Origin of the sequence: Aquimarina sp. AU119, from assembly GCF_900312735.1 — a bacterium.
Taxonomy (GTDB): Bacteria; Bacteroidota; Bacteroidia; order Flavobacteriales; family Flavobacteriaceae; genus Aquimarina; species Aquimarina algiphila.
On the sequence record NZ_OMPF01000014.1, the window covers coordinates 26790 to 53789 of the forward strand.

A 27000-nucleotide genomic window follows, 5' to 3' on the forward strand; every position below is an offset into this window, starting at 1 on the left:
GTAGTATAATGAAAAATAAAGTAATACGATTAGGTATATTTATATTGATTGGTTTACACTTTTCTTGCGCACAATCTACAGCAACCCTATTAGATGGTACTTGGGCGATAGATATTATTTATTATAAAGGAGAGGATATTTTTGAGGAGCAAGTGTCAACAAATATGATGTCATTTGATGATAATAATGTTGCTTATTTTCCAAAAATAGGTGGAAAACCAAAATATAGTAGAGATGCGACAGGTAATTGGTCTTTTAATAGTGAGACTGATCAAATCACATTAGAAACGGTAAATTTTTATCTCAATGGCACATTTGATTTATGTTTTAAAAAGGATATCGAAAAAGGGTACATTAAGATGGTGTTACAATCTGAGGATGTATATATGGAGGCGGGTAAAGTTTTATCACCTCCTATAGAGACTACTATCTTGCCTATTGAATGTGATCGAGAACAATAACTAAAATTTGGAATTATCTATTTAGTAAAATTAATAGTTGTTAATGGATAATAAAGAGAAACAATTTGATTCAATACTTAAATCAGGAAAATTACTTGAAGTAAAATTATTTCAAGTTAATGACAAATTTTTTGAATTATCTGAAGGTAAGCAATGGATAATTGATGGAGGTATAGAATTAACTTTCCCAGCAGGAAAAGTTACTTTAGGATGGAGCACAAAAGAAGAGGTATTTTGCCTTGAATTTAGAGCTTTTTCAGATCTTTATAATTCCCAGCTACCGCTAGAGTGATCGCTACCGCTATGTCTCTGACTAGTGGCATTCTGAGGGGGTAGATATGAGTAAGAAAAAATAAAACAGCTATGGACTTTTTTAGCTTATGACTGCTCTTGTAATATTTTGACATAGCTTTACGTGGCACACTAGTGAGACACTAGCGGCAGCGTGGGAAGATGTTTTTCCATCTAGTGGTGCAGGAGGAGAACTAGGTAATGCTGTGGAATATTTATTTAGAGGGACGACAAAAGGTTTTAAAGGAGGTACTCAGACAATAAAAGCAGGAGTTACCCCTACATCATCTAATCCCGCAGTGGCAACTTTATATTCTATTTTTAATAAAACGAATCATGGAGGTGATGGTATTGTAGAAATAGCTAGAACATCAGATATGATAAATTCTATTTTAGGTTCAGGTTATTTAGCTCATGATAGAGAAGTTGTAGTAAAAATGTTACCTGAAATATTTTCGCAAAAGACTATGAATGTAACAACTGGTGTGGCTAGATCTGTACTTAAAGATATGGGAATTAATTTACCTGCTGCTGTTAAAGATGCTTCTACTTTTGATCAATTATTAAAAGGTCTACCAGATTTTTCGGGAGAACAAGTTTTAGATTTTTTTCAAAGGGTAACTGGAAATCAGAATTAAAATGAAATATAAAATATCAATATTGGACATCTTAGAAATAGATGATAAAATATTAAAAGAAAAAGAAAGTAATATAGCTTTTTATACAGGAATAATCGAAAATAGTATTCCTAAAAAAATATCATTCAAGTATTTATATGATAAAACTAATCCTAGTATTTTACTAGAAGGTAATTTTATTATAAAACATATTGAAATTTTATCTCAGCCAAGTGAAGAGCTTATTCCTGGATATAATGCAGTAATATTTGTTCAATCTAGTACTGAAATAGAAACTTTAAAAAATTCAATAGAACTTAATGAAAAAGGAAATATTGCAAATGTTTATGAGTTTTCCAATACCCCCGCTGGGGTATAGTATGCGCTAGTTCGAGTTTGCAACTCGGACTTCCATAAGAGTAAGTAAAAATTATAAGAACCAGCTACAGCAATGTAGCTGGTTTTTCTATATATAAAAACCCCCTTATTAGAATTTATAATAAGGGTATTCAATATTGACATAAAATGTTCAAAATAAAATCTTTAAAATGCGCAAACCGATAATAGAATAGGGCGACCATTAATTATTCTTTCGACTCCGCATATGCCAGAACAACAATCACTGTCATCAACACATTTTCGGGCTACGTTTTGACACCCATAGCTTCCTCCATGAATGGATTGTTGGTGCTTTCTTTTAAGAACAGCAACACCCTCTACTTTTAATATATTTTTAATCATTTGATTTGGTTTTATAATGATACGATGAGCTTTGAATTTGTCATTATAAAAATTCCCTGAAGCAAAAACTCCAGGGAAAAATTATACATTAATCAATATGAAAAAAGCATCGCCCTCCTGAACAGGAACCTGAACAAAATCTCAAACATTGATCTCCATAATATGTCCCTGCTTTAATCGTTTTTTGTTCGCTTTTCTGAAGTGTAGTTACTCCCTCTAAATTTAAAATGTTACTTAGCATAATGATATGGTTTTGATTACCTACTCTATCCTTAAGGTTTTCGGTTGCCCCTTATCAAAATCAATGTACTATGTATCATTGATTTTGATATGAAGGTATACACGAAAATGAAGGTATAAAAACGAAGTATCCCTATATTAAACAAAATGGGGGTATAAAAAAACCCTGTAAATTTTGCAGGGTTTTTCTACTATCATTTTTTGTTTTTAATTACTTTTCATCATAACAAATACCATCAGCTTCCATATTATATACTGTTGTATCAGAAACTCTACTGGTTCCTCCTTTTATTACCTGTAATGATGCTACATTAATTCTAGTAATAGTAAGCTTTTTCAAGCTAATTTTGTTTGTGTTGTGCTTTTTCATGGTATGTGATAAGTTAATTTTCCCTACTCTTTTATGGCTTTTCAGAATCCTCCAGTATAATAAAATGAGAAGGTAATTTTTTTACAAAATTAAAAATAATAAAGCTTCCCTATTTTGTTTAAAATGGGGTGTCTCTATCATACCGTTTCAAAGCTTGTTTCTTGCTTCTGTATATTCTTGATATAATACGATGGATTGATCCCCGTTTTTGCTTTAAAATGTTTAGCAAACGAATAGTCACTTTTGTATCCAATCTCTGTTGCAATAGATTTAATAGAGAATGATCTAAATTTCTTATCGTTCTTAATTCTCATTAACGCGTACTCTATTCGTAAATCATTGATATAGTCATTAAAGTTTTTTTCTTTGTGAATATTTATAATTTTGGATAGATAGGTAGCATTTGTTTTTACTTTTTTTGCCATTGCTCTTAGACTACAATCAGATTTTAAGAAATATTCCTGATCTTCTAATCGGGTTAACCCCTTAAGTACCTCAACCACCTTATCATCATCAATTATAATTTCTTTGGAAGATTCTTTTTTAACATCAATTGCTCCATTAGATTCTAATTGATTAATTTTTTCTAGCAAATCATTAAAAAGTATTTTATTTAATTTCTGTTTTTTAACGTATTTAAAAACAATGAAAATCAAAATCAAAACAAGTAAGGTTACTATTCCAAAGGTGATCTTTTTTATGTTTTCTCCTTTTTCTTTTTCTTTTTTTAAATTTTCTATCTCAGACTTCAATTTTTGAGCATCTTTCTCATAAATGCTATTTAAGGTTTCGTCTTTATCTTTCTGATAGTTTTCAATTAATCGTACATATTCATTATTCCAATACAATGCTTTTTCAAAATCCTTTTTTTCGCCATAACAATTAGCCAGTAATAGATACGACTGAATCACTGGTGGTTTCATTACATCTTTTTCTTCTGCAGCATCGGTAGTTTTATGTAGGATCTCAATGGCTTTATCATACAACCCTTTTTCATAATAAGAGCTTGCTAAAAAATAATTGATATTTATCTTGGGGAAAGACTGGTTTGTAATATCATGTTCCAGTAAAATATCTTGCGCATCAAACAGATACTTAAATGACTTATCATATTCTTTCTTATAGTAGAATATCATTCCCTTTTTGATATAGAAATCAACTAAACCTTCTTTATAATCCAGATTTTTACTGACTTCAATTCCTTTTTTTGAAAAGAACAATACAGAATCGTATTGTTCTCGGGCAAGATATATATCACTTACCGTAGTAAGGATATTGACATGGTTATGTGTATTTTTAAATGAGGTTTGATCCAAGGACTTAATCATTCCTGAAGCAATTGTATGAGCTTTATCCAATCGATTCATCCTTCTTAAAACCTGAATAAGTCCAGAGTTGATAACAAACTCCTGATCCAGGTCTTTTGTTTTTTTGGCCATCGACAACCCCTTGTCATAAGCATCTAAAGCTTCTTTATTTTTTCCGCTTAGTAAATACGCATGTCCCTTCTTGGTATGTATATCCCCAATTAGAACATCATTTTTTGTTTTTTCTACCAGCGCTAAAGCTTTATTATAGTACGTTATACTTTTTTCATAATCATCTGCTTTATAAAAAGATTTTCCTTTTAGAATGTATTGTATTGCGATACTATCCTTATCCTGAGCAGAAATACGACCAGAAAACAGTACTAAAAAAAATAACGTAACACTAAGCCTAAAAGCTAAATTTTGTAGAGTAGAAAAAGTCATTCTGATGGATGTGTAATTATCCAAAAGTAAGAATTACTTTTAAATTCAGAGATTATAAGCTAAGACCATGAAGTTTAGCGTAATTCATGACTTACCTCTTTTTACTACTTTTTGCTAAAGGGTTAAAATCGAGACATAGTTCTACCCAATACTCCAAATCTTTATCAAGATCAAAACCATCTGGGGTTATAAAAACAAAACCTTTCATAGGTCTACCTGTAAAATCCATGGGTTGACATCCTTCTTTTTTCATAGCTTCTTCTGTAGCGTCAACTCCTATTCTTGCCATAAGTAAATCCATTTCTTTTTTCTTGCTAAAATGAATTCCACAACACATTTTATCATCTACCATAAAACACAATCCCCCCATCATCTTCTTTTCATAGACATTGACTTTTCGTTCTCTAAAAATCTGACGTATTCGATCTGCTAAAAATTCATTATATGCCATAATTACTGAATTGCTTTTAATAAATATTCATTTACAGGACGCATGGTATGCCAATATTCCATAATCTCTTCAAGAAGATTTTCGCTACTAATTAATCCTGAAGCTTCTTCACCTACAAAATAGAATTGTTTATTTGCGATCAGAGGTTCTTTTTTACATACTTCTTGCCATTCTTTAGGAATACGTTTCATAGTTTCTCCTCTGATCTCTCCAAATTTTTGTACAAAATCGGCATGTTCTAACAGGCTTCTAAATGTTGTTGCATCCTTATTGATTGTAGTTCTTATCTTATTTAACTGCTCCTTAGATGGCCCGAAACATCCACCCATAATCCCTATCATTTCTGGCGAAAAACGTAAAAAAATACCAGGAATACTTTTATCCTTACGCCCTTCTCTCGAGATAAAAGCTGTGTAATGAAGATTATATGGTGATTTATCTTTAGAAAATCGAATATCCCTATTAATTCGTAACATACAGTCTTTGGGTTGAATCACTATATTAGTGTCATATTGTTGGATTTCTTCAATTAATTTTCCAACAAATACTTCGAATGGTTTTTTTATGCTAGCTTCATATCTTTTTTTGTTTTCGTGAAACCAGTCCTTGTGATTATTCTTTGCCAAATCTTTAAAAAATGCAACAAAGTCTTCTGTAAAATAATGCATGGTAATAAATTTAAGAGAAAACATAGAGCTTATCGAAGATACTATCTTGACAACTTCGATAAGCTCTAAATAAAATGTATATCAAAATTAACTTAAACTACAAGAGAGTTATTTCATAGAGTGAAAAGCTACTCGATTTCCTTCGGTATCTAGAAAAATAGCCATAAAACCATTTTCTCCTAAAGAGGTTTTAGGCATAAGAATTTTTCCTCCAGCTTTTTCTACTCTAGCCAAAGGTACAGACAGGTCATCGCCCCCATTAAGGTATGCAAATGTACCTTCTTGTGAAGGTTTATTACCATTACCATGGGTAACACAACCTCCTACTCCTCCATCTTTGTATGGAAAGAATGCCATTTTAAAATCCATTTCCATAGGCTGTAATTCGGCTTGCAAAAGTTCATTGTAAAATTTTATTGCTCTTTCAAAATTTGTGCTTGGTATCTCAAACCAGCTAATTGCATTTGACATGATGTATAATTTATTGGTTTCTAATACTTCAAAGGTAAACGATCATATGAATCAAAAAAATTATATTTTTGTAAAAACATAGGTTTCTAAAATGAAGAAAAACGAAGAATTATTTTATCTAATCAAGTCATTAACCAAAAGCGAAAAACGATATTTTAAATTAAGTGCACAAGGAAATGAATCCGCAGAATACCTTCACCTCTTTGATGCTATAGAAGCGCAAAAAGTCTATGATGAAACAAAAATCAAAACGCTTTTTAAAGATAAAACCTTCGTTCTTCAATTAACAACAATAAAAAACTACCTGAAACAACGCATTTTACAATCTTTGCGAAGCTATCATTCTAGAATTTCAAAAAATGCAGAACTTGTGGACATCATACGTAACGTAGAAATTCTGTATCACAAAGGACAATATTCAATCTGCAAAAGTGAATTAAATCGCGCAGAAAAGAAAGCTAAAAACTTTCAACAGGACATGTTGTTATTTCATATAGAAGATTGGAAAAGAAAAGTACACCAAGCCCTATATCCCCAGGATTTCACAACATTAAAAACCATCATAGAAAAACAAAAAGACACCCTTGACTCTACCAATGAGTATATCGATTTATTACTAGCTAATGTAGATCCTGCACAATTCTCATTATCACATAAAAAAAGTGTTTCTCTTCAAAACAAAACACTCAAAACCCTTCATAAATACAGGAAACAGCTCTTATCTAAACACACAGATAAAGCAAGGCAAACGTTAGAAAACTTAATCAAAGAATGGGAACAGAGTCCAGAATTACTAAAGGAATATTTTGCCATGTATTTCTCTGTTAATAATAATCTTCTTGGTTTTCTGGTGTTTAATAAACAATATAAAGAAGCATTTGTGAGAATTCTTCTTTTAAAACAAAAAGCCCAAACAATAACTACCATCTCTGCAGCTATAATAAAAGAAACATTGCGACTCTACAATATCGAACTCGAGATCCATAGAAATCTAAAAGACCTACACACCACTCATGAAGTAATTAATGAAATTCAGACCTTCATCAACACACACAAAACTCTGGTCCCTAACAACTATTGGCTTTCATTTCGTTTTCAGTTTGCTAATATCTACTTCCTAAAAGAAGATTACAAAAAAGCATTGCAATGGATCAATGATATCCTGAATCATCAAACAAAAAAAGATCGCAAAGATTTAATCACACATACGTATTGGCTCAACCTTCTTGTACATTATGAATTAGGCAATGGATTTACATTACGCTACCTAATTGATTCTATGAAAAAACAATTAAGAAAACAAAAAAACATAGTTTTCTATGAAAAAACTATCTTAAAATTTTTATCAAAAACTGTTGAATATGATGCTATAGAAAAAAGAAAAGCTTTTATTGATCTTAATGATCAGCTCGAAGAGTATCCTATCCCTGATCATATTTTGGGGTATGTAGATTTTACAGAATGGATATTTAAAAAATGCTAATAGCTTTCTTACACTACAATGCTCTGTTACACCATATGAATACTGGAAAGTAAGCAGCTGTAACATAAATTTTGACTAAATCTTTCTCAAAACCTATTTCACACCCAATAAATGGTAGCTCTATCCATACTTGTGTTTAACTTGAGACTGTGTATCATTATATAATTTAAAGCAGCTCCAGATAATTTTAAAACATCCAAAATTTCCTGTTTCGATTATGTAGTTCTCCTTATCACATTTTATTAATGCAACCATGTCGCAATAAAGTAATAATTATTATCTTTGACAAAAAAATAACCCAATGATAGATGACAATAATTTTGATGTAATTATTATTGGCGGAAGTTACGCAGGACTTTCTGCCGCCATGGCTCTAGGTAGATCTCTTAGAACCGTTTTGATCATAGATAGCGGAAAACCTTGCAATCGACAAACGCCTCATTCTCATAATTTTATCACTCAAGACGGAAAAAAACCCTCAGAAATCGCTTCGATTGCAAAGAAGCAAGTGCTACAATACAATACGGTATCATTTTTTGCAGATCTTGCCACTACTGCAAAAAAAACCAATAACAGCTTCGAAATTGAAACCCAGTCGGGAGCGTTATTCCTTTCCAAAAAAATAATATTTGCCACAGGGTTACGAGATATCATGCCAAATATTGAAGGTTTTGCAGCATGTTGGGGAATATCGGTTATACATTGTCCGTATTGTCATGGCTACGAGGTTAGAAACCAAAAAACCGGTATTTTAGCAAATGGTGATATGGCTTTTCATTATGCTCAGCTAATATCCAACTGGACAAAAGAACTAACACTCTTTACCAACGGCAAATCAACACTTACAAACGAACAAACAGAAAAAATTAAGAAAAATAATATTGAAATTATTGAAAAAGAGGTTGATGCTATAGTGCATGAAAATGGAAAATTACAACACATTACTTTTGATGATCAATCAAAAACTGTTGTCGAAGCGATTTACTCTGGACCACAATTCGAGCAACATTGTGATATCCCTGAAAAACTTGGGTGTCAATTAACAGAAGAAGGTTTAATCAAAATAGACACTTCTCACCAGACTACCGTCGAAGGTGTCTATGCATGTGGTGATAATTCTAATAAAAGAACAGTTTCACTTGCAGTTTCTTCTGGTACCCTAACAGGAGTACATATAAACAACTATTTGATTCAAGAGGAATTTTAATACGTAGAACTATCTAAATAATTCTTAACAATAAAAAAAGGGGATAGGTTACATTTAACCTATCCCCTTTTACACTTAAACTAAGGGGTAAATATAGTTTGAGCTTTATCTCGAAGAGAAAAGTATTTTCTATGAAAAATAAATATAGATTCCTATGACAATTACACAGATTAATCCTCCTACTATTTTCACATTCTTCCAGGGAGTAATGTCGACTTCTTTAGTGTATTGTTGTTCATAAGGTACTTCTCTTGGAAAGAGTTTTCCTATAATAAGCATGATAATAATATTTAATACAAAAAGAATAGCCATAACATGTAAGAAATGAGGAAACTGATCTTTCATAACTGTGCTATCCAATACCACATAAATCAAATATAGTATTGCACCCGAAACAATGGCAATTTTTGCAGCAATAGCAGGTACATTTTTGGTTAAATACCCTACTACAATAATGGTTAGGATCGGAATACTATAACATCCATTTACTTGTTGCAGATATCCAAATAACCCATCAGGAGCATTTGCAATAAACGGAGCTATAAACATCGCCAACAGCGCCAATACCACTCCAAATAATTTACCAGCCTTCACCACTTGTCGCTCAGAAGCTTCTTTATTGATATATTCTTTGTAGATATCAATTCCGAATAAAGTAACAGAACTATTTAAAGCACTATTAAATGAACTTAGTATTGCTCCAAAAAGAACAGCCGCAAAAAAGCCTACCAGGGACAAAGGCAATACTTTACTTACCAGAGTTGGATATGCTTCATCAGCATTAGTAAGCGTATCCCCAAACATATGAAACGCAATTACACCGGGAAGCACTACAATTAAAGGACCTAAAATCTTAATAAAAGATGCTAATATCAATCCCTTTTGCCCTTCTTTTAGGTTTTTTGCTCCTAGTGCCCTCTGAATGATTGCTTGGTTCGTTCCCCAATAAAACAATTGTACCAGCATCATCCCGGTAAAGATCGTTGCAAAGGGTACAGAAGCTTCACCAGAACCTAAAGAATTAAATTTCTCGGGGTTATCATTCAGCAATGTCGTTAATCCTCCAGTAAGACTTCCATCTCCTATATGAAGTAATCCAAAAATGGGAATCATAATTCCTCCTATCAATAATCCAACTGCGTTAATCGTATCAGAAACAGCAACAGCTTTAAGACCTCCGAAAATAGCATAGATAGAACCCGTAATTCCAATTCCGAAAACACAAATCCAAATTGACATAGTTTTAGACACTCCTAATAATTCAGGAACATCGAACATAGTACTAATAGCTAAGGATCCAGAATACAAAACAATAGGCAGAAACACAACTACATAACCTGTAAGAAACAATCCTGATGCTATTGCTTTGGTGGTAGTATCATATCGTCTTTCTAAAAACTGAGGAACCGTAGTAATTCCTCCTTTAAGATATCTAGGCAATAAAAATATAGCAGTAACTACCATTGCAATAGCCGCTAGAGTTTCCCAAGCCATTACCAAAATCCCCTCGGTAAATGCTTGTCCGTTAAGCCCGACAATTTGTTCGGTAGAAAGATTAGTAAGTAATAAAGAACCTGCGATTACAACGCCTGTAAGACTTCTACCTCCCAAAAAATATCCATCTGATGTGTTTTCATCTGTTTTTCTGGTTGCTATGTAAGAAATAATACCAACAAGTAATGTAAATCCTAAAAAGGAAAGTATGCCCATGATTTATGCGTTTTTAATTTTTTAAATATATTAGGATTTTTTTAATTCACCATTTACAAATTTTCCTTAAGATGTTAATTTAAAAAGCTTATTGTATAAACCTTCTATTTATTACATCATGAGATAAGTAATTGCTCCTTGGTTTCATCTTCCTACCTTCATAAGCACGAAAACTCAGTTTTGTTTACTAAAAAAATGTTAATTTTTCATAAAAAGGTAATAACTCAAAACTTTTGCGGTTATTTAACACATAATTTAATAACTACAAACTCAACAAAATGAAAAATTGTAAATCGATGCTATTGCTAGCTACAGCGATAGCTATGGTCGCATGTTCGGACAACGAACCAATCTCAGAACTAGAATCCTTACAACCAGAAGTTTTAAAATTTGACGGAGCAGAAAAGGCTTTTGCAGATCAATCAGGAACTATCGAAGAAGGGTTTTTTCAAGGATTAGCTGTTACTTATGAAAAAATTAATGGTCAAAATATCCTAGAAGGAGATATTGTAATGCCCGAAAATCAAATCTTTAAAAGTGCAACCAATATTGTTCTTGAAGAAGGACAAGATCCAAATCAAGCAAAAAGTGTAGGGAGAACCGGAGGAAGATGGCCAAACAATACGGTATATTACACTATTGCCAGTGACCTTCCGAATCAAGCGAGAGTCACTAATGCAATCGCAAGCTGGGAAAACAACACTAATCTTAGGTTTGTTAGAAGAACAAATCAAAGAAATTATATCTATTTCAGATCTGGAGGAGGATGTTCTTCTAGTGTAGGAATGGTAGGTGGAAGACAAAATATTACTCTTGCCAATGGGTGTAGTACGGGAAATACTATTCATGAAATTGGTCATGCTGTAGGTCTTTGGCACGAACAAAGTAGAGCTGATAGAAATCAATATATCACTATCAACTTTCAAAATATCCAATCTGGAAAAGAATTTAATTTTAGAACTTATGCTGAGCAAGGAAGAGATGGTGATGAATACACAAGTTCACTAGATTTTGGATCTATAATGATGTATGGTCCTACATCTTTCTCTAAAAATGGACAACCAACAATTACTAAAAAAGATGGTAGTTCTTATTCTGTGCAAAGAAATGCATTGTCTTCTGCAGATTTGCAAGGGATAAGTCAAATGTACCCATCTAGTACAGGCGGCGGCGGAGAGCCAACGTATGCAAATGGACAATATTATACTGTAAACGGCTTAAGAGTATATCGTTATAATGATAAGTGGTACTACTATACTTCTAGTAACGGCTGGAGAGAAGTTGTATATAGAAACGGGGCATGGTACTACGCTTAAGGATTAAAAGCTAGAATCATAACTCTATTAAAAGTATATATTTAGACCTTGGATATTAATCTATCCGAGGTCTTTTTTTTGGTCACAGTAATAAATACCTTATTTTTGAGTCCTTACTTAAAAACGTAGAATGAAACGATTTCTTTTTATAGGAATATTACTAATTTGTATTGGATGTCAAAGCGAAAATACCGCAAATACCCAAGAAGAAAAACCCGTTGCTCAACTGGACAGTCTTTCTAAAGAAAAAATCAAATTAGAGCCTTTAAAGCTTTCTCCTCAAGCAGAAAAAAGTCTTGAGAACTTTGAGGATTTCCAAAACTTAAGAAATTTTGTAACATCTCTACGTAATGGAAATTCGTTTTATATTAATAAACACGCAGACAGTATAAATGTATTAATAGGTACGTTTAAAGAAAATCTCTCTGAAGATTTAAATGTAAATACCATCAACTCTCGTATTGGTGTGCTTGCTACAGAATCTGGTTTATTAAGATTACTTACTGAAAAGAAAAATCCCGATTCAGAAAAAATAATGGAGGCTAATACCAGGCTGATTAAGGCCTATAATAGTTTAATTATTCAGCTTAATGAATTGTCATTAGCAATTCCTGAAAATATCGAAAAAGAACTTCTTAAAAAATTAGACTTAGAAGAGGAAGAATAAACAAAACATTATCCCTATGCAAAAACTAACATTGTTTCTCTTACTATTAACATATAGTCTCTCTTCTGCCCAACAGAAAACAGAAATCAACAACATATTAGAACAATGGCATAAAGCCGCAGCAGATGCCAATTTTGATGCCTATTTTGGTTTAATGACTAAAGACGCAATTTTTATAGGAACTGATCCTACAGAAAATTGGACTAATGCAGACTTTAAAGCATTTTCTAAACCTTATTTTGACAAAGGAAAAGCATGGAGTTTTTCAACCCTCGAAAGAAATATTTTTGTTGAAAATGATATGTCCATTGCCTGGTTTGATGAATTATTAGATACTCAAATGGGGATTTGCCGTGGAAGTGGTGTAGTTCAAAAAACTAACCAAGGTTGGAAAATAAAACATTATGTTTTGTCGATTGCAATTCCGAATGAAAATGTAAAAGAGATCACTGAGCTTAAAAAAACATTTGACACTGATTTAATGAAAAAACTAAGAGCTAAAAGTAATTAGATTAGCCATTCTTTAAACGCTGTTAAATTTGAAAAACAATTTTCTGCTCCGTTTTCAATGAGTCTTACTTTGTTTTTATCTCCGATCCCTACAAAATCAAGTGATAGGTTTTGAGCTGTTTTTAGATCCCAAAGGCCATCACCAACAGAGATAATAGTATCAAATTGTTCTTTGTTATAAAAAGTTTTTGCTCGCTCTATCGCATCCATCACAAAACCTTCTCTGGATTCATGTGTTTTTGAAGTAGCTAATAAAGATGTATCATACCATATACCACACTGATCTAGTTTCATAATTGCTGGTTTTGGCAAAGCTCCTGTAGCAAAACAAAATGGAATTTCATTATCTCTGAAAAACTGAATTAATGTCATGGCTCCTTCAATTTCATGAACTGGATCAAACCTCTTCATTTGATCTATCAGATGCTCTTCAAAATCTCCTAATAAGCTTTTGGGAGGTTTTTTTCTAAAATTACGCTCATAGTTATATCGTAAAGCATAACTATCAGTATGATGTTTATAATTATTATAATCTGTATCGATATCAGAAATTCCCAAAGCCATTAATGATTTGGTAACCGAAATTAGATACATAGGAACACTATCTGTAAGCGTACCATCTATGTCGAATATGAATAATGTATTTTTCAGAAAACAAATATTAGGTTAAACCCTCCTCTATAGCAAGCTCAGAGTAAAGGTTATTTTTATTAAAGTGTATATTTTACAGATAGAATAAAATTTCGCCCTGCTCCCGCAATACCAGAAGAATAAGGTCGATATCTTTGATCTGTTATATTTTCTACGGATAATATACCTTGTATATTTTTACTTACTTGATATTGCGTTCTAAGGTTAAGCGTATACCAGGAAGGTGAATATGGGTTTCCGTTCTCGTCCTTGGCATATAAGAAATCATTATTTTGCTGAGAAGGTGCCAAATCTTCAAAGCTAAATTTACCATTATACACTGCAAATGCATCAATAGTTATCTTAGGTAACGCATAACTAACTCGGGTAGTCCCGAATTGAGGAGAAACATGTCTAGATGGGGCTATTGTACCGTCATCTGATTCTTCTTCTCCACCGACAAAGGTATATTTTGATGTTAATTTAAAGCTCTCAAGAAATTTATATTCTAAGCCCGCTTCAAAACCATATACTCTGGCATTTGCCGCATTTTGAATTGCCTGCACTGTACTAAGCTCTCCTCCAAACTCAATCTCTGTTACTCCATTAAGGTTAAAATCTCTTCGAATCAACGCATCATCTAATAAGGTATAATACGTGGCTAAATCTACAGATAAATTTTGATCCAAATTTAATCGTACTCCCAGTTCACCGTTATATGCGTATTCGGGCTTTATATCTGGATTAGGTACTACTACAGATCCAGGTTCTGAATCAAAAATCTTACCTACATCATCAATATTAGGTGCTCTAAAAGCAGTAGAGAAATTAAGTTTCCAATGTATAAAATCGTTAGGGAACCAACTTAATCCAGCAGTTCCTGTTACTGCTTCTGTATCAATATTGGCCTCGGTAAAAGGAAAATCAAAAAAGGTATCATCAAATTCTGAATACAGGATAATTCGATTATATCGTAATCCTCCTTGAAATCTTAATTTTTCACTGAATTTATGCTTTATACTTGCGTAGGCTGCAATAGATTGCCAAGTAGACCCATCAGGATAGCGTGAGGGAGCATCTGATAATACATTAGTTTCAACATTTCGTTCAAAACCGTCAGAATATACCTGATTTAATACATATTCTAACCCATAATACAATGCTGTCTTTTTATTAAAGTTTTTTTCAAAATCCCAATTTAAAGAGTATGCATCTACCTGCTCTTTGGTTCTCGATAAAATTGTACTACCAAAATCACGATCATTTCTACTCTCTTCAAAATATTGATACGCTCCTGTAATTCTCATTTTATCAAACAACTTACTCTCAGATTTATGTGAAACCTGCACATTACCCATAAACCATTTTTGAGGTCCATAAAACCATTCTGCTGATCTTAAATTACCATCACTTCTTCTAATCAAACGATCGTATCTCGGAAAATTTGAAGTTTCTGTATAAATAAAACTTGCATCAAACTCCCATTTATCAGTGGGAACAAATCGTACTTTCTGTAATACATTGAATTGATCATATCCTGTAAAAACTTGTTTTTTCGGATCATCATTTTGAATAACGATATCTGTTCCGTCGAATGTTTCTACATATTCGTTTCTCAAATAATCATCAGGACCATGGCTTCCCATTTTAAGATCATCAAAATCTGTATAACTGGCACTAGTTAAAAAGGCCCATTTCTCCAAGCCAATATTAAAGTCAACATGTCCCGTTCTTTCATTGCTTGCACTTGCATATCTTACTAATGCATTACCGCTAACTTTGTTTTTACCGCTTATTGCAAATTTGGGTTGCTTCGTATAAAAATTAAGTACACCTCCTACTGCATCACTTCCGTAAACTACCGAACCGGGACCAAGAATCACTTCTGTTCTTTCTACAGAAAAAGGATCCACAGAGATCACATTTTGTAGATTCCCTCCTCTGAAAATCGCAGTATTCATTCGCACTCCATCTACCGCTAATAATAATCGATTGGTAGAAAAACCTCTAATGATTGGGCTACCTCCTCCTAATTGACTTTTCTGAATAAATACTTGACCACTATTCTGTAAAAGATCCGCAGAGGTCTGAGGAGTAGATAAGGCAATATCATTAGAAGAAATACTTACTATTTTTTGAGTAACATCTTTTTGTTCCTGTTCCCATTTTGATACTGATATAACAACTTCAGAAAGTTGATTTTCATCAGGTTTTAAGTAAACAATATTTGATCTTAATATTTTCGATTTTACAAGACTAGTTTTTAAATGGGATATATGTGCAAAATATAATATCTCTGTATCAGAAAATATAGAAATATCAGCAACGCCATCAAAATCTGTTACTGCGCTTTTTGATTTAATTTTATTATAAATTTCAACATTAGGAATAGCTTGGTTATTAGTAGAACTGTATACTGTTATCTTTTGTGCAACACTAGGTATCACAAAAAAAACAGTTAACAAAAAAGACACAAATAACTTCATTATTCTAATTAAAAATTTCGTTCAAAACCGAAAGTGATTTTGGTTTCTTAAAACCGTGCAAATGTAGCTCAAAATATACTAATAGCATAGCTAGAATATCACTTCTTATACTCCTTGAGAGTCTAATATTCATACTTGCCTCAAATGTTGTGCCTAAAAATTGTTTGAATTGTGCTATATGATTTCCTTTTACACAATACACATTGCTGCTAGTCGTCTGAAAAAAACCTTCCTGCATATTAAAATACTCAGACTCTATCCCTGATGTATCTGGGTAAAATCCAAGATATTGAGTAAGCTTAATTAGAAATGTAATATGATAATTCCCAATTGTATCATGCTCATCCAACCAAATAAATGCAGTCTCGAGATAATCGAACAAATCAATATTAGTTTCTTCTTCCTGAATAGAATTCTTTAGTATTTCTGAAATAAAAAAGACCAATGCACTTTTTACATAATCTGTATGTAATGTTTTATACATAGTATGAAGCTTAGCTTCTTTAATACGTTCTAAAGAACCTTTATCTTTATGAAATGCTTCTATTTCTAATATGGTAAGCGGTTGAAATAAAGATGACCTAATTTTACCTCGTTTTGATTTTAGAATTCTTTTTAATAAATAAGAACGTAATCCACTTGTCTTAGTAAACAATGTAACTATTAAATCTGCTTCTCCATATCGTAAGGAGTGTATAACTATTGCTGGAGAATGGACAATCATAATCGGGTAAAAATAACTTTAAAAAAAGAAGATTATCCTTTAAATCAAGGAATAATTCAATACCAATTGTTTTATAACAATTCCTTTTTCATTTTACACCTATCAAGCGAATCTTTTGCCCGATTAACTGTATTCTTATCTAAAGTGTTTAATGCACATTTTTTGTAAAAGTCCATTGCTTTATCTAATTTACCTTGTTGCTCGTACATAATAGCATATTCATTATAGATTGTGGCTTTAACGATACCAGGTATATTCATTGCTGTATCCAAAAGTTCTTTAAGCTCATCCCATTTCCCTAATGTAGATAACAAAACAGCATAATTATAATAGACGCTTGGATACATAGGAGATTTTTCTAAGCATAGTTTATATAATGTCTCCCCTTTATCAAACTCCTTAAATTTTACCTCATACAGATATCCCAGATGATTATATGCTTTACCAAAGCCAGGATCTATATCAATAATCTTTTCTAATTTGTTGGTAGCATCATCATACAACCCATTTTTGATATCATCATTGGCCAAATGTAACATTTCTTCAAGTTTAGTAAGGTGATCCATAGTTTCTACTTTTTCTTTTTTGGAGGATATTTTGATAAAGATTTTTCGATTATTCTTCTAAAAAAGTCTGTATGTGCATTAGGAGAGCCATTAGGGTTAAAACGTTTCTCTGCTATCGCCTGCCACACTAATTCATCCCGTTTGGTATCAACAAAATCTGTGGTGAGCTCAAGATAGGTTTCTGGCCCACCTATAGGAATGGAACCTCCAATACCTATATTGACACCTCCTCCGCCTCCACCTCCTAAACCAACACCGATACTATTTCGTGATGGGGCTTTAACCGTAGTTGTTTTAAAATTTATATAAATATCTGGAGTTTCTGATTTGACAAACCCCATAACTTCCATAACTTTTTCTGTTACCTGTATCAATCTCTTATGATCCAACTCACTAAGTCCTGAATTCATTTCTGGATAAAATGCATACGTTTTGTATACCAAAAAATCTTGCTGTTCGTCATAATCATAACTAGTATTGGTAACTCCACAAGAAGTTAGCCCTATAATGAATAGTATAAAAACTATAAGCCTCATAAAAATCAGTTTTACTATAAAAATACGTAACATAAATAATATACCTTAAAATTGATTCAATGATTTACTTTTTTCAAAGCCTAGGTACTTTCTATCATAACATAAAAAACCAGGAATCAAAAGGCGTAACAAGCTATATGACTATAAAAATAGTTATATAACTATTTTTATAGTCATAATTTAAAATATTATCCTATATTTGCGCCTATGAGTGAACTAACAAAAGCAGAAGAGCAAGTTATGCAATACGTTTGGAAGCTAGAAAAAGCATTCCTTAAAGATATTGTAGAGCAGTTTCCAGAACCCAAACCCGCATATACCACTATTTCTACTGTAGTGAGAGTATTGGTTAGAAAAGAGTTTTTAAAATATGACACCTATGGTAAAATTCGGCAGTACTATCCGGCAATATCAAAAGAGCACTATTTTAAAAAACACATTAAACAAGTTATAGGTAATTTCTTTAGCGGTTCGACCAGTAAATTTGCCTTATTCTTTGCCGAAAGTGAAGATTTAAATCTTAGTGAATTAGAAAAAATGAAACTGATGATAGAAGAAAAAATTGAAACCCTGAAAGATAAAAATGAATAATTTAATTGTATACTTTTTTCAATCGACTTTACTTTTTATAGCGCTTTTTCTAATTTATAAATTAGTTTTAAGTCAACTTACATTTCATAGACTTAATAGATTTATATTATTGTCATTAATTCCTATATCTGTTTTTATACCATTAATGGACAATGTGTTTCCTCCAATACATTCGACAATTATAGAAGTACCTCAACTATTCGAAACCATAACACTTAATCCTGATAACATAAGTAATGGCATTGAAAAACCAATGACCGATACTCCTTATACTTATGTTTCTTTTTTAATGGCATTATATTGTATTGGAGTTCTAATATGTTTGCTAAAATTCTTCTTTACCACTCGAAAGTTAATTATACTGAAACGTACGTCTAAAGTATATCAGAAAGAAGGATTTAAATTAATAGCAACCAACGTTCCTGAAATCTTTTCATATTTCAATTGGATATTTACTCCAGAAGAAAAATTAGAAAAATATGATGATTTAATTATTGAACATGAAAAAGCTCACATACAATTAAAACACTCCGTAGACCTCATTATTGCTGAGTTTTTTATAACATTTTTTTGGTTTAATCCTACAGTATATCTCTACAGGAAATCATTAAAATCGATTCATGAATTTCAAGCAGATCACCAAGTACTTAAAAACAAAGTTAAAACCTCTCATTATATGCAATTGCTATTGCAAAGTATAGCTGTTGAAAAACCAAATAATTTGTATAGTTATTTTAATCACCCAATACTATTAAAAAGAATAAATATGATGACAAAAACTAAATCTAACAATATCGCAAAATTAAAATATCTCTTGCTTTTACCTGTTTGTGCACTCTTTTTAATTGCATTTACAAAACCAACTGTTGATCACACCTTTATGGATACGACAACAGAAGTATTTGAAATAGAAAATTTTCCTCCTTCCCTTTTCCCTGTTCAAAATGGAAGTATAAATGATATAAGTAGTAAATACGGTTCTAATAGTAGACGTCCAAAAATTAGTAAGAAAAAAATTCATCGAGGGATTGATATACGAGCAGAAGAAGGCACTCCTGTTATTGCAACTGCCGACGGTATAATTTCAAAAGCATCTATGGAAGGAGATTGGGGTAATCTAATTGTTATCTCTCACTCTGGAGGTTATGAAACCTGGTACGCTCATTTAAAAAGTTTTAATAGCAAAGAAACGCAACATATTAAAAAAGGAGAAATCATAGGTTATGTTGGAAACACAGGCCTTTCTACCGGTCCACATTTACATTACGAAGTAAAGCTTAACGGAAACTGGTTAAATCCAATAGATTATATAAAAAATTAGAACCTTCTACGACTAGTCTTTAAACTCTAAATTTAAAATCATTTAATCAGATAATTACTTCTGTTTTTTTAAGCAGAATAGGATATCTATATCCTTTTCACAACCTCATTAAAATTCAATATTATTTTATGAAATTACCTTTTTACCTTACTGTTTTCTTTCTTATCTCCTTAAGTGGATATAGTCAAAATGATACTATTATAGGAAAAATAAGGAATCAACCTGAAACTTCTGTACAGGATCAATTATTGAAACAAAGTGCTTTTAATCAAACAGATGATTCACTTTTTCTAAAATTAGATACTATTCCTCTAGATTCTACAAAACTGATTAAGCCCATTGACATTAAAGCAAATCATTGGAATACTACCGTTTTTAATCCGTATAAAAATGTAAAACCCAAATTCCCCATTAAATTAGAATTCTCAGATAGTAGTTATAGCTCTCCAATTACAAGAAATAAAGTTGTTACTTCCCGATTTGGATGGAGAAATGGCAGGGGTCATCATGGTATTGATATAGATCTTATTACCGGAGATAGTATTTTTTCTATGTTTAGTGGTATTGTCCGTTTTGCAAGATATAGTACCGGATATGGAAAAACTATTGTAGTTAGGCATTATAATGGTTTAGAAACGGTGTATGCGCACTTATCTAAGTATGCTGTAAAAGTAAATGACACCGTAAAGTACGGACAACATATTGGTTATGGAGGAATTTCTGGTAATGCCAGAGGAAGTCATTTGCATTTAGGCATTTATTACCATGGCATAGCAATATATCCAGAGTATTTATTTGAATTTTCAGCAGCTAATAGTGTAAGAGCAAAAGAAATTTGGGTCACAGATAAATGGACCCGTTCATACTTGCATAACCATAAAAAGCAGAGTACTTTGAATATTTTTACGACTAAAGAAGAAGCGGTTAGAAGTCGTAAAAACCGAAAAAAGATTTACATTGTAAAACGAGGAGATACACTGTCTAGAATAGCTTTAAAAAATAACATTCCTATTACTACAATTTGCAAAACCAATTATATTAAAAGCAGTGCTATTTTAAAAATCGGACAAAAGTTGATTATAGAATAAAATATGATATAAAAAACGGCTTAGAGAAAACTCTAAGCCGTTTTTTTAACCTTTATGTTTATGAGATTATATCACGCCTTGCGCAAGCATAGCATCTGCAACTTTTACAAAACCTGCAATATTAGCTCCTTTGACATAATCAATATATCCATTTCCATCTGAGCCATACTCAAGACATGCAGAATGAATTTCCTTCATAATTTGTTTTAATTTCTCGTCTACTTCTTCACGAGTCCAATTATAACGTAATGAATTTTGCGTCATTTCTAATCCAGAAGTCGCTACACCACCAGCATTGGATGCCTTACCAGGCGCAAAGAAAATCTTAGCCTCATGAAATGCCGCAATAGCTTCTGGTGTACTTGGCATATTAGCACCTTCACTAACACAAATACATCCATTAGCAATTAAAGCTTTTGCATCATCTCCATTTAATTCATTTTGAGTAGCACATGGTAATGCGATATCACCTTTCACTCCCCATGGAGTTTGTCCTTTATGAAATTCTGCTGATGGATATTTATCTATGTATTCACTGATACGTCCTCTTTTTATATTTTTAAGCTCCATTACAAAAGCCAGTTTTTCATCATCGATTCCATCGCCATCATAAATATATCCAGATGAATCTGATAAAGTGATTACTTTTGCTCCTAATTGTGTAGCTTTTTCTGCAGCATATTGTGCCACGTTTCCAGAACCAGAGATCACAACATCTTTTCCGTTGAAAGAATCTCCTTTTGTTTCAAGCATATTTTGCGCAAAATATACCGCTCCATATCCTGTAGCTTCAGGGCGGATCAATGATCCCCCCCAAGTAAGGCCTTTTCCGGTAAGTACTCCTGTAAATTCATTACGCATTTTACGATACATCCCGAATAAAAATCCTATTTCGCGGCCTCCTACTCCTATATCCCCTGCAGGAACATCGGTATCTGGACCAATATGTCTAAAAAGTTCACTCATAAAACTATGGCAAAAGCGCATAATTTCGTCATCAGACTTTCCTTTTGGATCAAAATCAGATCCACCTTTACCTCCTCCCATAGGAAGTGTGGTCAAACTATTCTTAAATACTTGTTCGAAAGCTAAGAATTTTAAAATACTTAGATTTACCGATGGGTGAAAACGTAATCCTCCTTTATAAGGACCAATAGCAGAATTCATCTGAATACGATATCCCCTATTTACATGAATCTCTCCCTTATCGTCTACCCATGGTACACGAAACATAATAGCTCTCTCAGGCTCAACCATTCGTAACAGAATGTTTTTACCATTATAAATTTCGTTTGAAGCTATATACGGAATTACAGTCTCTGCAACTTCCTGTACTGCTTGCAAGAATTCGGGCTCATGTGAGTTACGAGCCTTTACTTCTTCCATAAATGCATCTATCTTTGCTTGCATATGTTAATAAAATTAATAGATTCTAATCTAATGGTTGAATTACTTCGTCAAATATATGATATTCTTAAAAATAGAGGTTTGTTTTTTTTAATTTAATAATCAATTAACCTATTGCTTGATCAAGATCGGCAATTAGATCATCTACATCTTCAATTCCTACACTTAATCTGATCAAAGCATCTACTACTCCTGTCTTCTCACGTTCTTCTTTTGGGATCGAAGCATGTGTCATACTAGCTGGATGTCCTGCTAGACTTTCTACTCCTCCAAGTGATTCTGCCAACGTGAATATTTTCAGATTCTCGACAATCTTAATCGCTTTATCATAGTCACTTCCTTTTGTGATAAAAGAAATCATACCCCCAAATCCATCCATCTGAGCTGCAGCGATATCATGATTAGGATGATCTTCAAAACCTGGCCAATACACCTTTTCAATTTTGGGATGATTTTTCAAATATTTTGCAATCGCTTCTCCATTCTCACAATGTCTTTGCATTCGTATATGTAATGTTTTAATCCCTCTTAAGACCAGAAAACTATCCTGAGGTCCACAAACAGCACCGCTTGCATTTTGAATAAAATATAAGCGTTCTGCAATTTTTTCATCCTTCACAATTAATGCCCCCATAACCACATCACTGTGGCCTCCCATATATTTAGTGGCACTATGCATTACAATATCCGCTCCAAGATCCAAAGGCCTTTGTAAATATGGTGTAGCAAAAGTATTATCAACTGCTAATACAATATTATGTTTTTTTGATATCATAGCTACCGCCTTGATATCAATAATATTCATCATTGGATTGGTTGGAGTCTCTACCCAAATTAATTTGGTCTTATCATTAACGTACTGTTCTATTTTATCAGCATTTTCCATACCAATAAAATGAAATTTGATTCCGAAATCTTCAAATATTTTGGTAAATATTCTATAGGTACCTCCATATAGGTCGCTAGTAGAAATCACTTCATCACCAGGTTTCAATAATTTGATAACTGCATCTATAGCCGCTAATCCCGACCCAAAAGCCAGTCCAAATTTTCCATTTTCGATACTTGCAAAAGAATCTTCTAATGCTTTTCTGGTTGGATTGTGGGTTCTACTATATTCAAATCCTTTATGTCCCCCTGGAGTAGTTTGAGCATACGTGGATGTTTGATAAATAGGAGGCATTACGGCTCCATAAGCTGGGTCATGCTGTTGCCCTCCGTGTATCGTTTTTGTATTAAATTTCATTTCTCACCCTATTATTAAGAAGAAAAAATTAACTTGATCGTTTTTATGTTAAAAAACTGAACAAATGTATCATTTAATTCGTTCTAATCATATTTCAATGAATACCTTTAGTAGATGATTAACAGAAAACCTAACACTCGTTTTACATTCATTTATTTCCTTCTAATTTTCATCGTTTTTTATAGCTGTAATAACAAGGAATCCTTCACTTTTGAGAAAGAAAATTTTACCGTAGACGACCTACTCGATTGTAAGGTTGTGGATTGCGCTTTTTTAGAAATCAATCTACTTAAGGTAATTGATGATAACCAAATTTCGACAACCATTAATAAAGAAATTGAACATGTTGCTTGCAGTATATTAAATATTGGTGAACAAACATCACAGGAGACATTAAAAGAAGCTGCTCATCAATTTAATACATCTTACCAGGAGATTAGCGAAGAATTTCCTGATGAAACTGTTCCTTATGAGGCTTCTATTAATTGCGAACTTGGTTTTCAATGCAAGGGCTTACTCTCTGTTGTCATGGATTCATATGTCTTTACTGGTGGTGCGCATGGATATGGCAGTATCTCTTATATTAATATCGACACAAAAAGTGGTAAACGAATTGCAAACAAATCCTTATTTAAAGATTATGATGCTTTTGTGAGCTACGCCGAAAAGGTATTTAGAACACAACATAAAATCCCGGAAGAAGAATCTATTAATAGTACGGGCTTCTTTTTTGAAAACGATGTATTTACTTTACCAGAGAACATTGGTTTTACGGATAAAGAAGTCGTTTTATATTATAATCAATATGAAATTAACTCATACGCTGAAGGCCCTGTTGAGCTGAAATTAAACAAAGAAGAGGTTCTATCGTTTTTTGCTATTAAGGTTCAATAAGAAGTTATAGAGTTAGATTACCATGATGAGTGGGAGTTAAACTAAATTTGTTTTGAGGTTTCATGTATAGGCCAGTTTGCTTCGCAAAACGCATATATACATTTACAAATATTAGTTCTTGATTTCTTTTTTAATTAGGCCAGGTTCAATCCACTTTTTGTATATAAAAAATTCAATTACAGGTATACTCATAATAATAAATAATATGATAAAAAGAGATTTCACCATCGAATGGTATTGAGAATCTAGAAAAGAAGTAAGCCACGTCATTAACTTATCCTGCACAGCTACTTCAATTTCTTTATACCCCACATCTAATAAAAAGTCCATTGCGGCACTAAATTCATCATAAGACATTGACTCATTGATGTCAGCATGAACCTTTCCTCCAGCGAGATTAAGCATAGCATAGAGGCATGTCTTATAAATGTCGTCTCCGTATTTTTCAATTAGATACACAGAAATCTTATTTTTACCACGATCTATTAACGAAATTCCTGAATTATAATTCGTTGATGTTACTTTTAATAGCTCAACCAAATAATCAGATCCATCCTTTGCATATTCTGCAGATGCTTGTAATTCTTTAACAAATGTGTTTTTATTTTCCTCTGATCTAAAAATAAAGCTCAGGGTAATAAAATACACGTTAGATACAATAGGTTCTTTTTCTTTGTGCAAAATCTTGTAGACACCTCTTATAAAACCTACTTGTCCAAAAATATATAGAAATGCACATAGAAGTATTGGAATGTATAGTTTTACTGCCCAATTATAATATTTAGGCTTTCTTTTGAGAACTTTTTTTTTGGATAAAATAATAGTGTAAATGATCGATAGAAAAAAACCAACTATTAAAAATAAAATAGTATTAAAGATTAATGTGGCAGAATGTGGAACAATTGTATCCTTAATTACGCCCCAAACCAAACTCCAATCCAATTTTTCCAGATACTCCATGTTTTATCTCTCTTTTCTCTATTTTTAACCGAATATAGAAAAAATCTTCTCGTCTTTTAATTATTGATATTAAATAAAGCTATCTAATTCTTATGCGTCTCAATCCAATTTTTTGCTTCAGTAGTATACCAATTTTTTGAAAAATTATCAGCATTAACAATACTTTCAAAATGATATCTTGCCCTGTTAATATCTCCTTTTCGATCATAATAAACACCCATATATACATGGCCATATGGATTTTCAGGATCTTCTTTTAACACCTTTTCGCCAATAGCTTCAATTTTTTCATCAAATTGATTAAACTCTCCTAATTCTTTATAAAATGCCACATCCTTTAGAAATGTAAGGTTATGCAACAAGTTAAGGTCTGCATACTCTAAATAATCTGGAGATTCTGAAAAAACCTTCTCTAGTAACATCGAGCTGGTTTGCATTTTTTTTGTTTCGAATCTTGCCATAAACGATGAGGCTAACGCTTGAGCCAAAAGTTTTCTGGTATAAAAATTCTCATTTTTATAATCTCCTTTAGTTTTACCAGACTCTTCTGATTCTAATAGCGGCATATCTTCTATTTGATAGATATAGTTTTTTATAAAACTTAGAGCAAAAAGTGATGTAGTAACATCTCCATAAATTAATCGTGCGGGATCACTCAATAAATTATTATTTGCAAGCAATACTAAAGTGATGTTTCTTGAAGGTACTTTAAGTAATAAACTCGAATAACAATCGTATTGGCCGTAAGCCCAAACTAATTTTAAGTCATCAAACTGTTGATTAAAAACTCCGTATCCATACGGTAAATTTTCATTAACTCCAGAAAGCATTAGATTTTTTGATCTTTCTGAAATGAGTTTATTATGATCAAAAGCTAGGCTAAAAGTTTTCAAATCATTTAGATCAGTAATAATACCAGCAGATGAAGAATACCCAAAATCAATAAATCCTTTTTCTATACCATTATCTAAAATATATGGAGAAGGTATTTTTAAGTTATTTTGACTTATCTGTACAGTGTCTTTTAGTAAATAGGTATTTTGTAAGGCTAGAGGTTTAAAGATTTCTGAGGTCATATACTCCTTAAACGACTTTCCTGAAGCTTTCTCAATGATAGCTGTTAAAATTCCGAATCTAGAACTATAATAAAATTGTTTTCCCACTTCTCCCTGAGAGGTATGAGACAAAACATGTTTTACCAAAATCGAGTCTGGGACATTCATTTGCGGAACATACTTTTGTATAGGTTCATCTAAAGAAATTTTCTGCTGCTCTACTAACTTCATCATCAAAACACCAGAGAATACTTTTGTAATAGAAGCTATCGGAAATACATAAGTACTATCTAATTTTGTTTGGGATTCTAAATCAGAATACCCCAAATAGTTCTGATAGATAGTCTTATCCTCTTTTATCACTGACACTGCAATACCAGGGACATTAAAAAAGTTCTGCAACTCTATAAGTTCGTTTTCAAATTTTTCTGAACTATTAAATTGAAGTTCTTCTTTCTTAGCACAACCAAAGGTCAATAAAGTAATGAATGCATATTTTATTAGTGACCTCATTTTTGTGCTTTTTAATCGTTTATAATTAG

At 32.3% G+C, this 27000-nt stretch carries 30 protein-coding genes; 13 read left to right on the forward strand and 17 right to left on the reverse strand.

Translation table 11 applies throughout. The annotated features are described in order from the left end of the window. The first annotated feature begins 8 nt into the window (after window positions 1-8). The 4 genes from DK442_RS11060 (at window position 9) to DK442_RS11075 (ending at window position 1748) form a co-directional block, all read left to right on the forward strand. On the forward strand, window positions 9-461 hold the full coding sequence (locus DK442_RS11060) for a hypothetical protein (protein ID WP_109435944.1): 453 nt from the start codon (window positions 9-11) through the stop codon (window positions 459-461). A 43-nt stretch (window positions 462-504) separates the two neighbouring features. Next, window positions 505-753, forward strand: a complete 249-nt coding sequence (locus DK442_RS11065; protein ID WP_109435945.1) for a hypothetical protein — start codon at window positions 505-507, stop codon at window positions 751-753. 205 nt (window positions 754-958) lie between these two features. Continuing rightward, window positions 959-1390 (forward strand): hypothetical protein, encoded by a 432-nt coding sequence (locus tag DK442_RS11070; protein ID WP_109435946.1) that lies wholly within the window; start codon window positions 959-961, stop codon window positions 1388-1390. A 1-nt stretch (window position 1391) separates the two neighbouring features. After that, a complete protein-coding gene (locus DK442_RS11075) occupies window positions 1392-1748 on the forward strand; it encodes a hypothetical protein (RefSeq protein ID WP_109435947.1) in 357 nt (118 codons plus the stop codon). 164 nt (window positions 1749-1912) lie between these two features. Here the strand turns inward: DK442_RS11075 and DK442_RS28195 are convergent, their stop codons facing one another. The 7 genes from DK442_RS28195 to DK442_RS11095 all read right to left on the reverse strand — a co-directional run bounded on the left by DK442_RS28195 (window position 1913) and on the right by DK442_RS11095 (window position 6061). Then, window positions 1913-2110 carry a hypothetical protein gene (locus tag DK442_RS28195; RefSeq protein WP_160114127.1) on the reverse strand — a complete coding sequence of 66 codons (198 nt, stop codon included), beginning with the start codon at window positions 2108-2110 and terminating at the stop codon, window positions 1913-1915. 88 nt (window positions 2111-2198) lie between these two features. Further along, on the reverse strand, window positions 2199-2351 hold the full coding sequence (locus DK442_RS28200; RefSeq protein ID WP_160114128.1) for a hypothetical protein: 153 nt from the start codon (window positions 2349-2351) through the stop codon (window positions 2199-2201). A gap of 210 nt (window positions 2352-2561) precedes the next feature. Beyond that, on the reverse strand, window positions 2562-2720 hold the full coding sequence (locus tag DK442_RS28450) for a class I lanthipeptide (protein WP_255412220.1): 159 nt from the start codon (window positions 2718-2720) through the stop codon (window positions 2562-2564). Window positions 2721-2857: 137 nt separating this feature from the next. Continuing rightward, on the reverse strand, window positions 2858-4471 hold the full coding sequence (locus DK442_RS11080) for a tetratricopeptide repeat protein (RefSeq protein WP_109435948.1): 1614 nt from the start codon (window positions 4469-4471) through the stop codon (window positions 2858-2860). 91 nt (window positions 4472-4562) lie between these two features. Then, the gene (locus tag DK442_RS11085) at window positions 4563-4922 is read right to left on the reverse strand and encodes a TfoX/Sxy family protein (RefSeq protein ID WP_109435949.1); all 360 of its coding nucleotides are present in this window, start codon (window positions 4920-4922) and stop codon (window positions 4563-4565) included. 2 nt (window positions 4923-4924) lie between these two features. Beyond that, complete coding sequence (locus DK442_RS11090; protein WP_160114129.1) at window positions 4925-5590, reverse strand: DUF2461 domain-containing protein; 666 nt, start codon at window positions 5588-5590, stop codon at window positions 4925-4927. A gap of 108 nt (window positions 5591-5698) precedes the next feature. Further along, window positions 5699-6061 carry a VOC family protein gene (locus DK442_RS11095; RefSeq protein WP_109435951.1) on the reverse strand — a complete coding sequence of 121 codons (363 nt, stop codon included), beginning with the start codon at window positions 6059-6061 and terminating at the stop codon, window positions 5699-5701. Window positions 6062-6152: 91 nt separating this feature from the next. On the opposite strand from DK442_RS11095, the gene DK442_RS11100 reads away from it, so the two are divergent. Both DK442_RS11100 and DK442_RS11105 read left to right on the forward strand, forming a co-directional pair. Beyond that, window positions 6153-7544 (forward strand): hypothetical protein, encoded by a 1392-nt coding sequence (locus tag DK442_RS11100; protein ID WP_109435952.1) that lies wholly within the window; start codon window positions 6153-6155, stop codon window positions 7542-7544. Window positions 7545-7845: 301 nt separating this feature from the next. Then, window positions 7846-8751: an NAD(P)/FAD-dependent oxidoreductase gene (locus DK442_RS11105; RefSeq protein ID WP_109435953.1), complete on the forward strand. Its 906-nt coding sequence runs from the start codon at window positions 7846-7848 to the stop codon at window positions 8749-8751. Window positions 8752-8880: 129 nt separating this feature from the next. On the opposite strand, the gene DK442_RS11110 is transcribed toward DK442_RS11105, so the two are convergent. After that, on the reverse strand, window positions 8881-10461 hold the full coding sequence (locus DK442_RS11110; RefSeq protein ID WP_109435954.1) for a solute:sodium symporter family transporter: 1581 nt from the start codon (window positions 10459-10461) through the stop codon (window positions 8881-8883). A 278-nt stretch (window positions 10462-10739) separates the two neighbouring features. Here DK442_RS11110 and DK442_RS11115 point away from each other — a divergent pair, with 278 nt between their 5' ends. From DK442_RS11115 to DK442_RS11125, 3 genes are all read left to right on the forward strand, one after another. Continuing rightward, window positions 10740-11777, forward strand: a complete 1038-nt coding sequence (locus DK442_RS11115) for a M12 family metallopeptidase (RefSeq protein ID WP_109435955.1) — start codon at window positions 10740-10742, stop codon at window positions 11775-11777. Between the two features lie 130 nt (window positions 11778-11907). Further along, window positions 11908-12444 carry a hypothetical protein gene (locus DK442_RS11120; RefSeq protein WP_109435956.1) on the forward strand — a complete coding sequence of 179 codons (537 nt, stop codon included), beginning with the start codon at window positions 11908-11910 and terminating at the stop codon, window positions 12442-12444. Between the two features lie 16 nt (window positions 12445-12460). Continuing rightward, a complete protein-coding gene (locus tag DK442_RS11125) occupies window positions 12461-12955 on the forward strand; it encodes a nuclear transport factor 2 family protein (protein WP_109435957.1) in 495 nt (164 codons plus the stop codon). Here DK442_RS11125 and DK442_RS11130 read toward each other — a convergent pair. The 5 genes from DK442_RS11130 to DK442_RS11150 form a co-directional block, all read right to left on the reverse strand. Next, window positions 12952-13614 carry an HAD family hydrolase gene (locus DK442_RS11130; protein WP_370444661.1) on the reverse strand — a complete coding sequence of 221 codons (663 nt, stop codon included), beginning with the start codon at window positions 13612-13614 and terminating at the stop codon, window positions 12952-12954. The two genes, DK442_RS11125 and DK442_RS11130, sit on opposite strands and share 4 nt — an antisense overlap. Window positions 13615-13664: 50 nt before the next feature. Then, window positions 13665-16031, reverse strand: a complete 2367-nt coding sequence (locus DK442_RS11135; protein ID WP_345742971.1) for a TonB-dependent receptor — start codon at window positions 16029-16031, stop codon at window positions 13665-13667. A 43-nt stretch (window positions 16032-16074) separates the two neighbouring features. Further along, entirely contained in the window at window positions 16075-16794 is a 720-nt protein-coding gene (recO, locus tag DK442_RS11140; RefSeq protein ID WP_109435960.1) for a DNA repair protein RecO, read from the reverse strand. A 71-nt stretch (window positions 16795-16865) separates the two neighbouring features. Next, window positions 16866-17360 carry a tetratricopeptide repeat protein gene (locus DK442_RS11145; RefSeq protein WP_109435961.1) on the reverse strand — a complete coding sequence of 165 codons (495 nt, stop codon included), beginning with the start codon at window positions 17358-17360 and terminating at the stop codon, window positions 16866-16868. Window positions 17361-17365: 5 nt separating this feature from the next. Beyond that, window positions 17366-17896, reverse strand: a complete 531-nt coding sequence (locus tag DK442_RS11150; RefSeq protein ID WP_160114130.1) for a DUF4136 domain-containing protein — start codon at window positions 17894-17896, stop codon at window positions 17366-17368. A 207-nt stretch (window positions 17897-18103) separates the two neighbouring features. Between DK442_RS11150 and DK442_RS11155 the strand changes: the two genes are divergently transcribed. From DK442_RS11155 to DK442_RS11165, 3 genes are all read left to right on the forward strand, one after another. Beyond that, window positions 18104-18487, forward strand: coding sequence for a BlaI/MecI/CopY family transcriptional regulator (locus tag DK442_RS11155; RefSeq protein WP_109435963.1), 384 nt, complete (start codon window positions 18104-18106; stop codon window positions 18485-18487). Beyond that, window positions 18480-19808, forward strand: coding sequence for a M23/M56 family metallopeptidase (locus DK442_RS11160; RefSeq protein WP_109435964.1), 1329 nt, complete (start codon window positions 18480-18482; stop codon window positions 19806-19808). The genes DK442_RS11155 and DK442_RS11160 overlap by 8 nt, the downstream gene beginning before the upstream one ends. 128 nt (window positions 19809-19936) lie before the next feature. Further along, window positions 19937-20896, forward strand: a complete 960-nt coding sequence (locus DK442_RS11165) for a M23 family metallopeptidase (protein WP_109435965.1) — start codon at window positions 19937-19939, stop codon at window positions 20894-20896. 66 nt (window positions 20897-20962) lie between these two features. Here DK442_RS11165 and gdhA read toward each other — a convergent pair whose 3' ends face one another. Beyond that, window positions 20963-22306, reverse strand: a complete 1344-nt coding sequence (gene gdhA / locus DK442_RS11170) for an NADP-specific glutamate dehydrogenase (protein WP_109435966.1) — start codon at window positions 22304-22306, stop codon at window positions 20963-20965. A gap of 103 nt (window positions 22307-22409) precedes the next feature. Then, complete coding sequence (locus DK442_RS11175) at window positions 22410-23549, reverse strand: cystathionine gamma-synthase (RefSeq protein WP_109435967.1); 1140 nt, start codon at window positions 23547-23549, stop codon at window positions 22410-22412. A gap of 114 nt (window positions 23550-23663) precedes the next feature. Between DK442_RS11175 and DK442_RS11180 the strand changes: the two genes are divergently transcribed. Continuing rightward, window positions 23664-24443 carry a DUF3298 and DUF4163 domain-containing protein gene (locus DK442_RS11180; RefSeq protein WP_109435968.1) on the forward strand — a complete coding sequence of 260 codons (780 nt, stop codon included), beginning with the start codon at window positions 23664-23666 and terminating at the stop codon, window positions 24441-24443. 111 nt (window positions 24444-24554) lie between these two features. Here the strand turns inward: DK442_RS11180 and DK442_RS11185 are convergent, their stop codons facing one another. Both DK442_RS11185 and DK442_RS11190 read right to left on the reverse strand, forming a co-directional pair. Next, window positions 24555-25403 carry a hypothetical protein gene (locus DK442_RS11185; RefSeq protein WP_109435969.1) on the reverse strand — a complete coding sequence of 283 codons (849 nt, stop codon included), beginning with the start codon at window positions 25401-25403 and terminating at the stop codon, window positions 24555-24557. A gap of 83 nt (window positions 25404-25486) precedes the next feature. Continuing rightward, window positions 25487-26971 carry a serine hydrolase domain-containing protein gene (locus tag DK442_RS11190; protein WP_109435970.1) on the reverse strand — a complete coding sequence of 495 codons (1485 nt, stop codon included), beginning with the start codon at window positions 26969-26971 and terminating at the stop codon, window positions 25487-25489. Window positions 26972-27000: the final 29 nt, after the last annotated feature.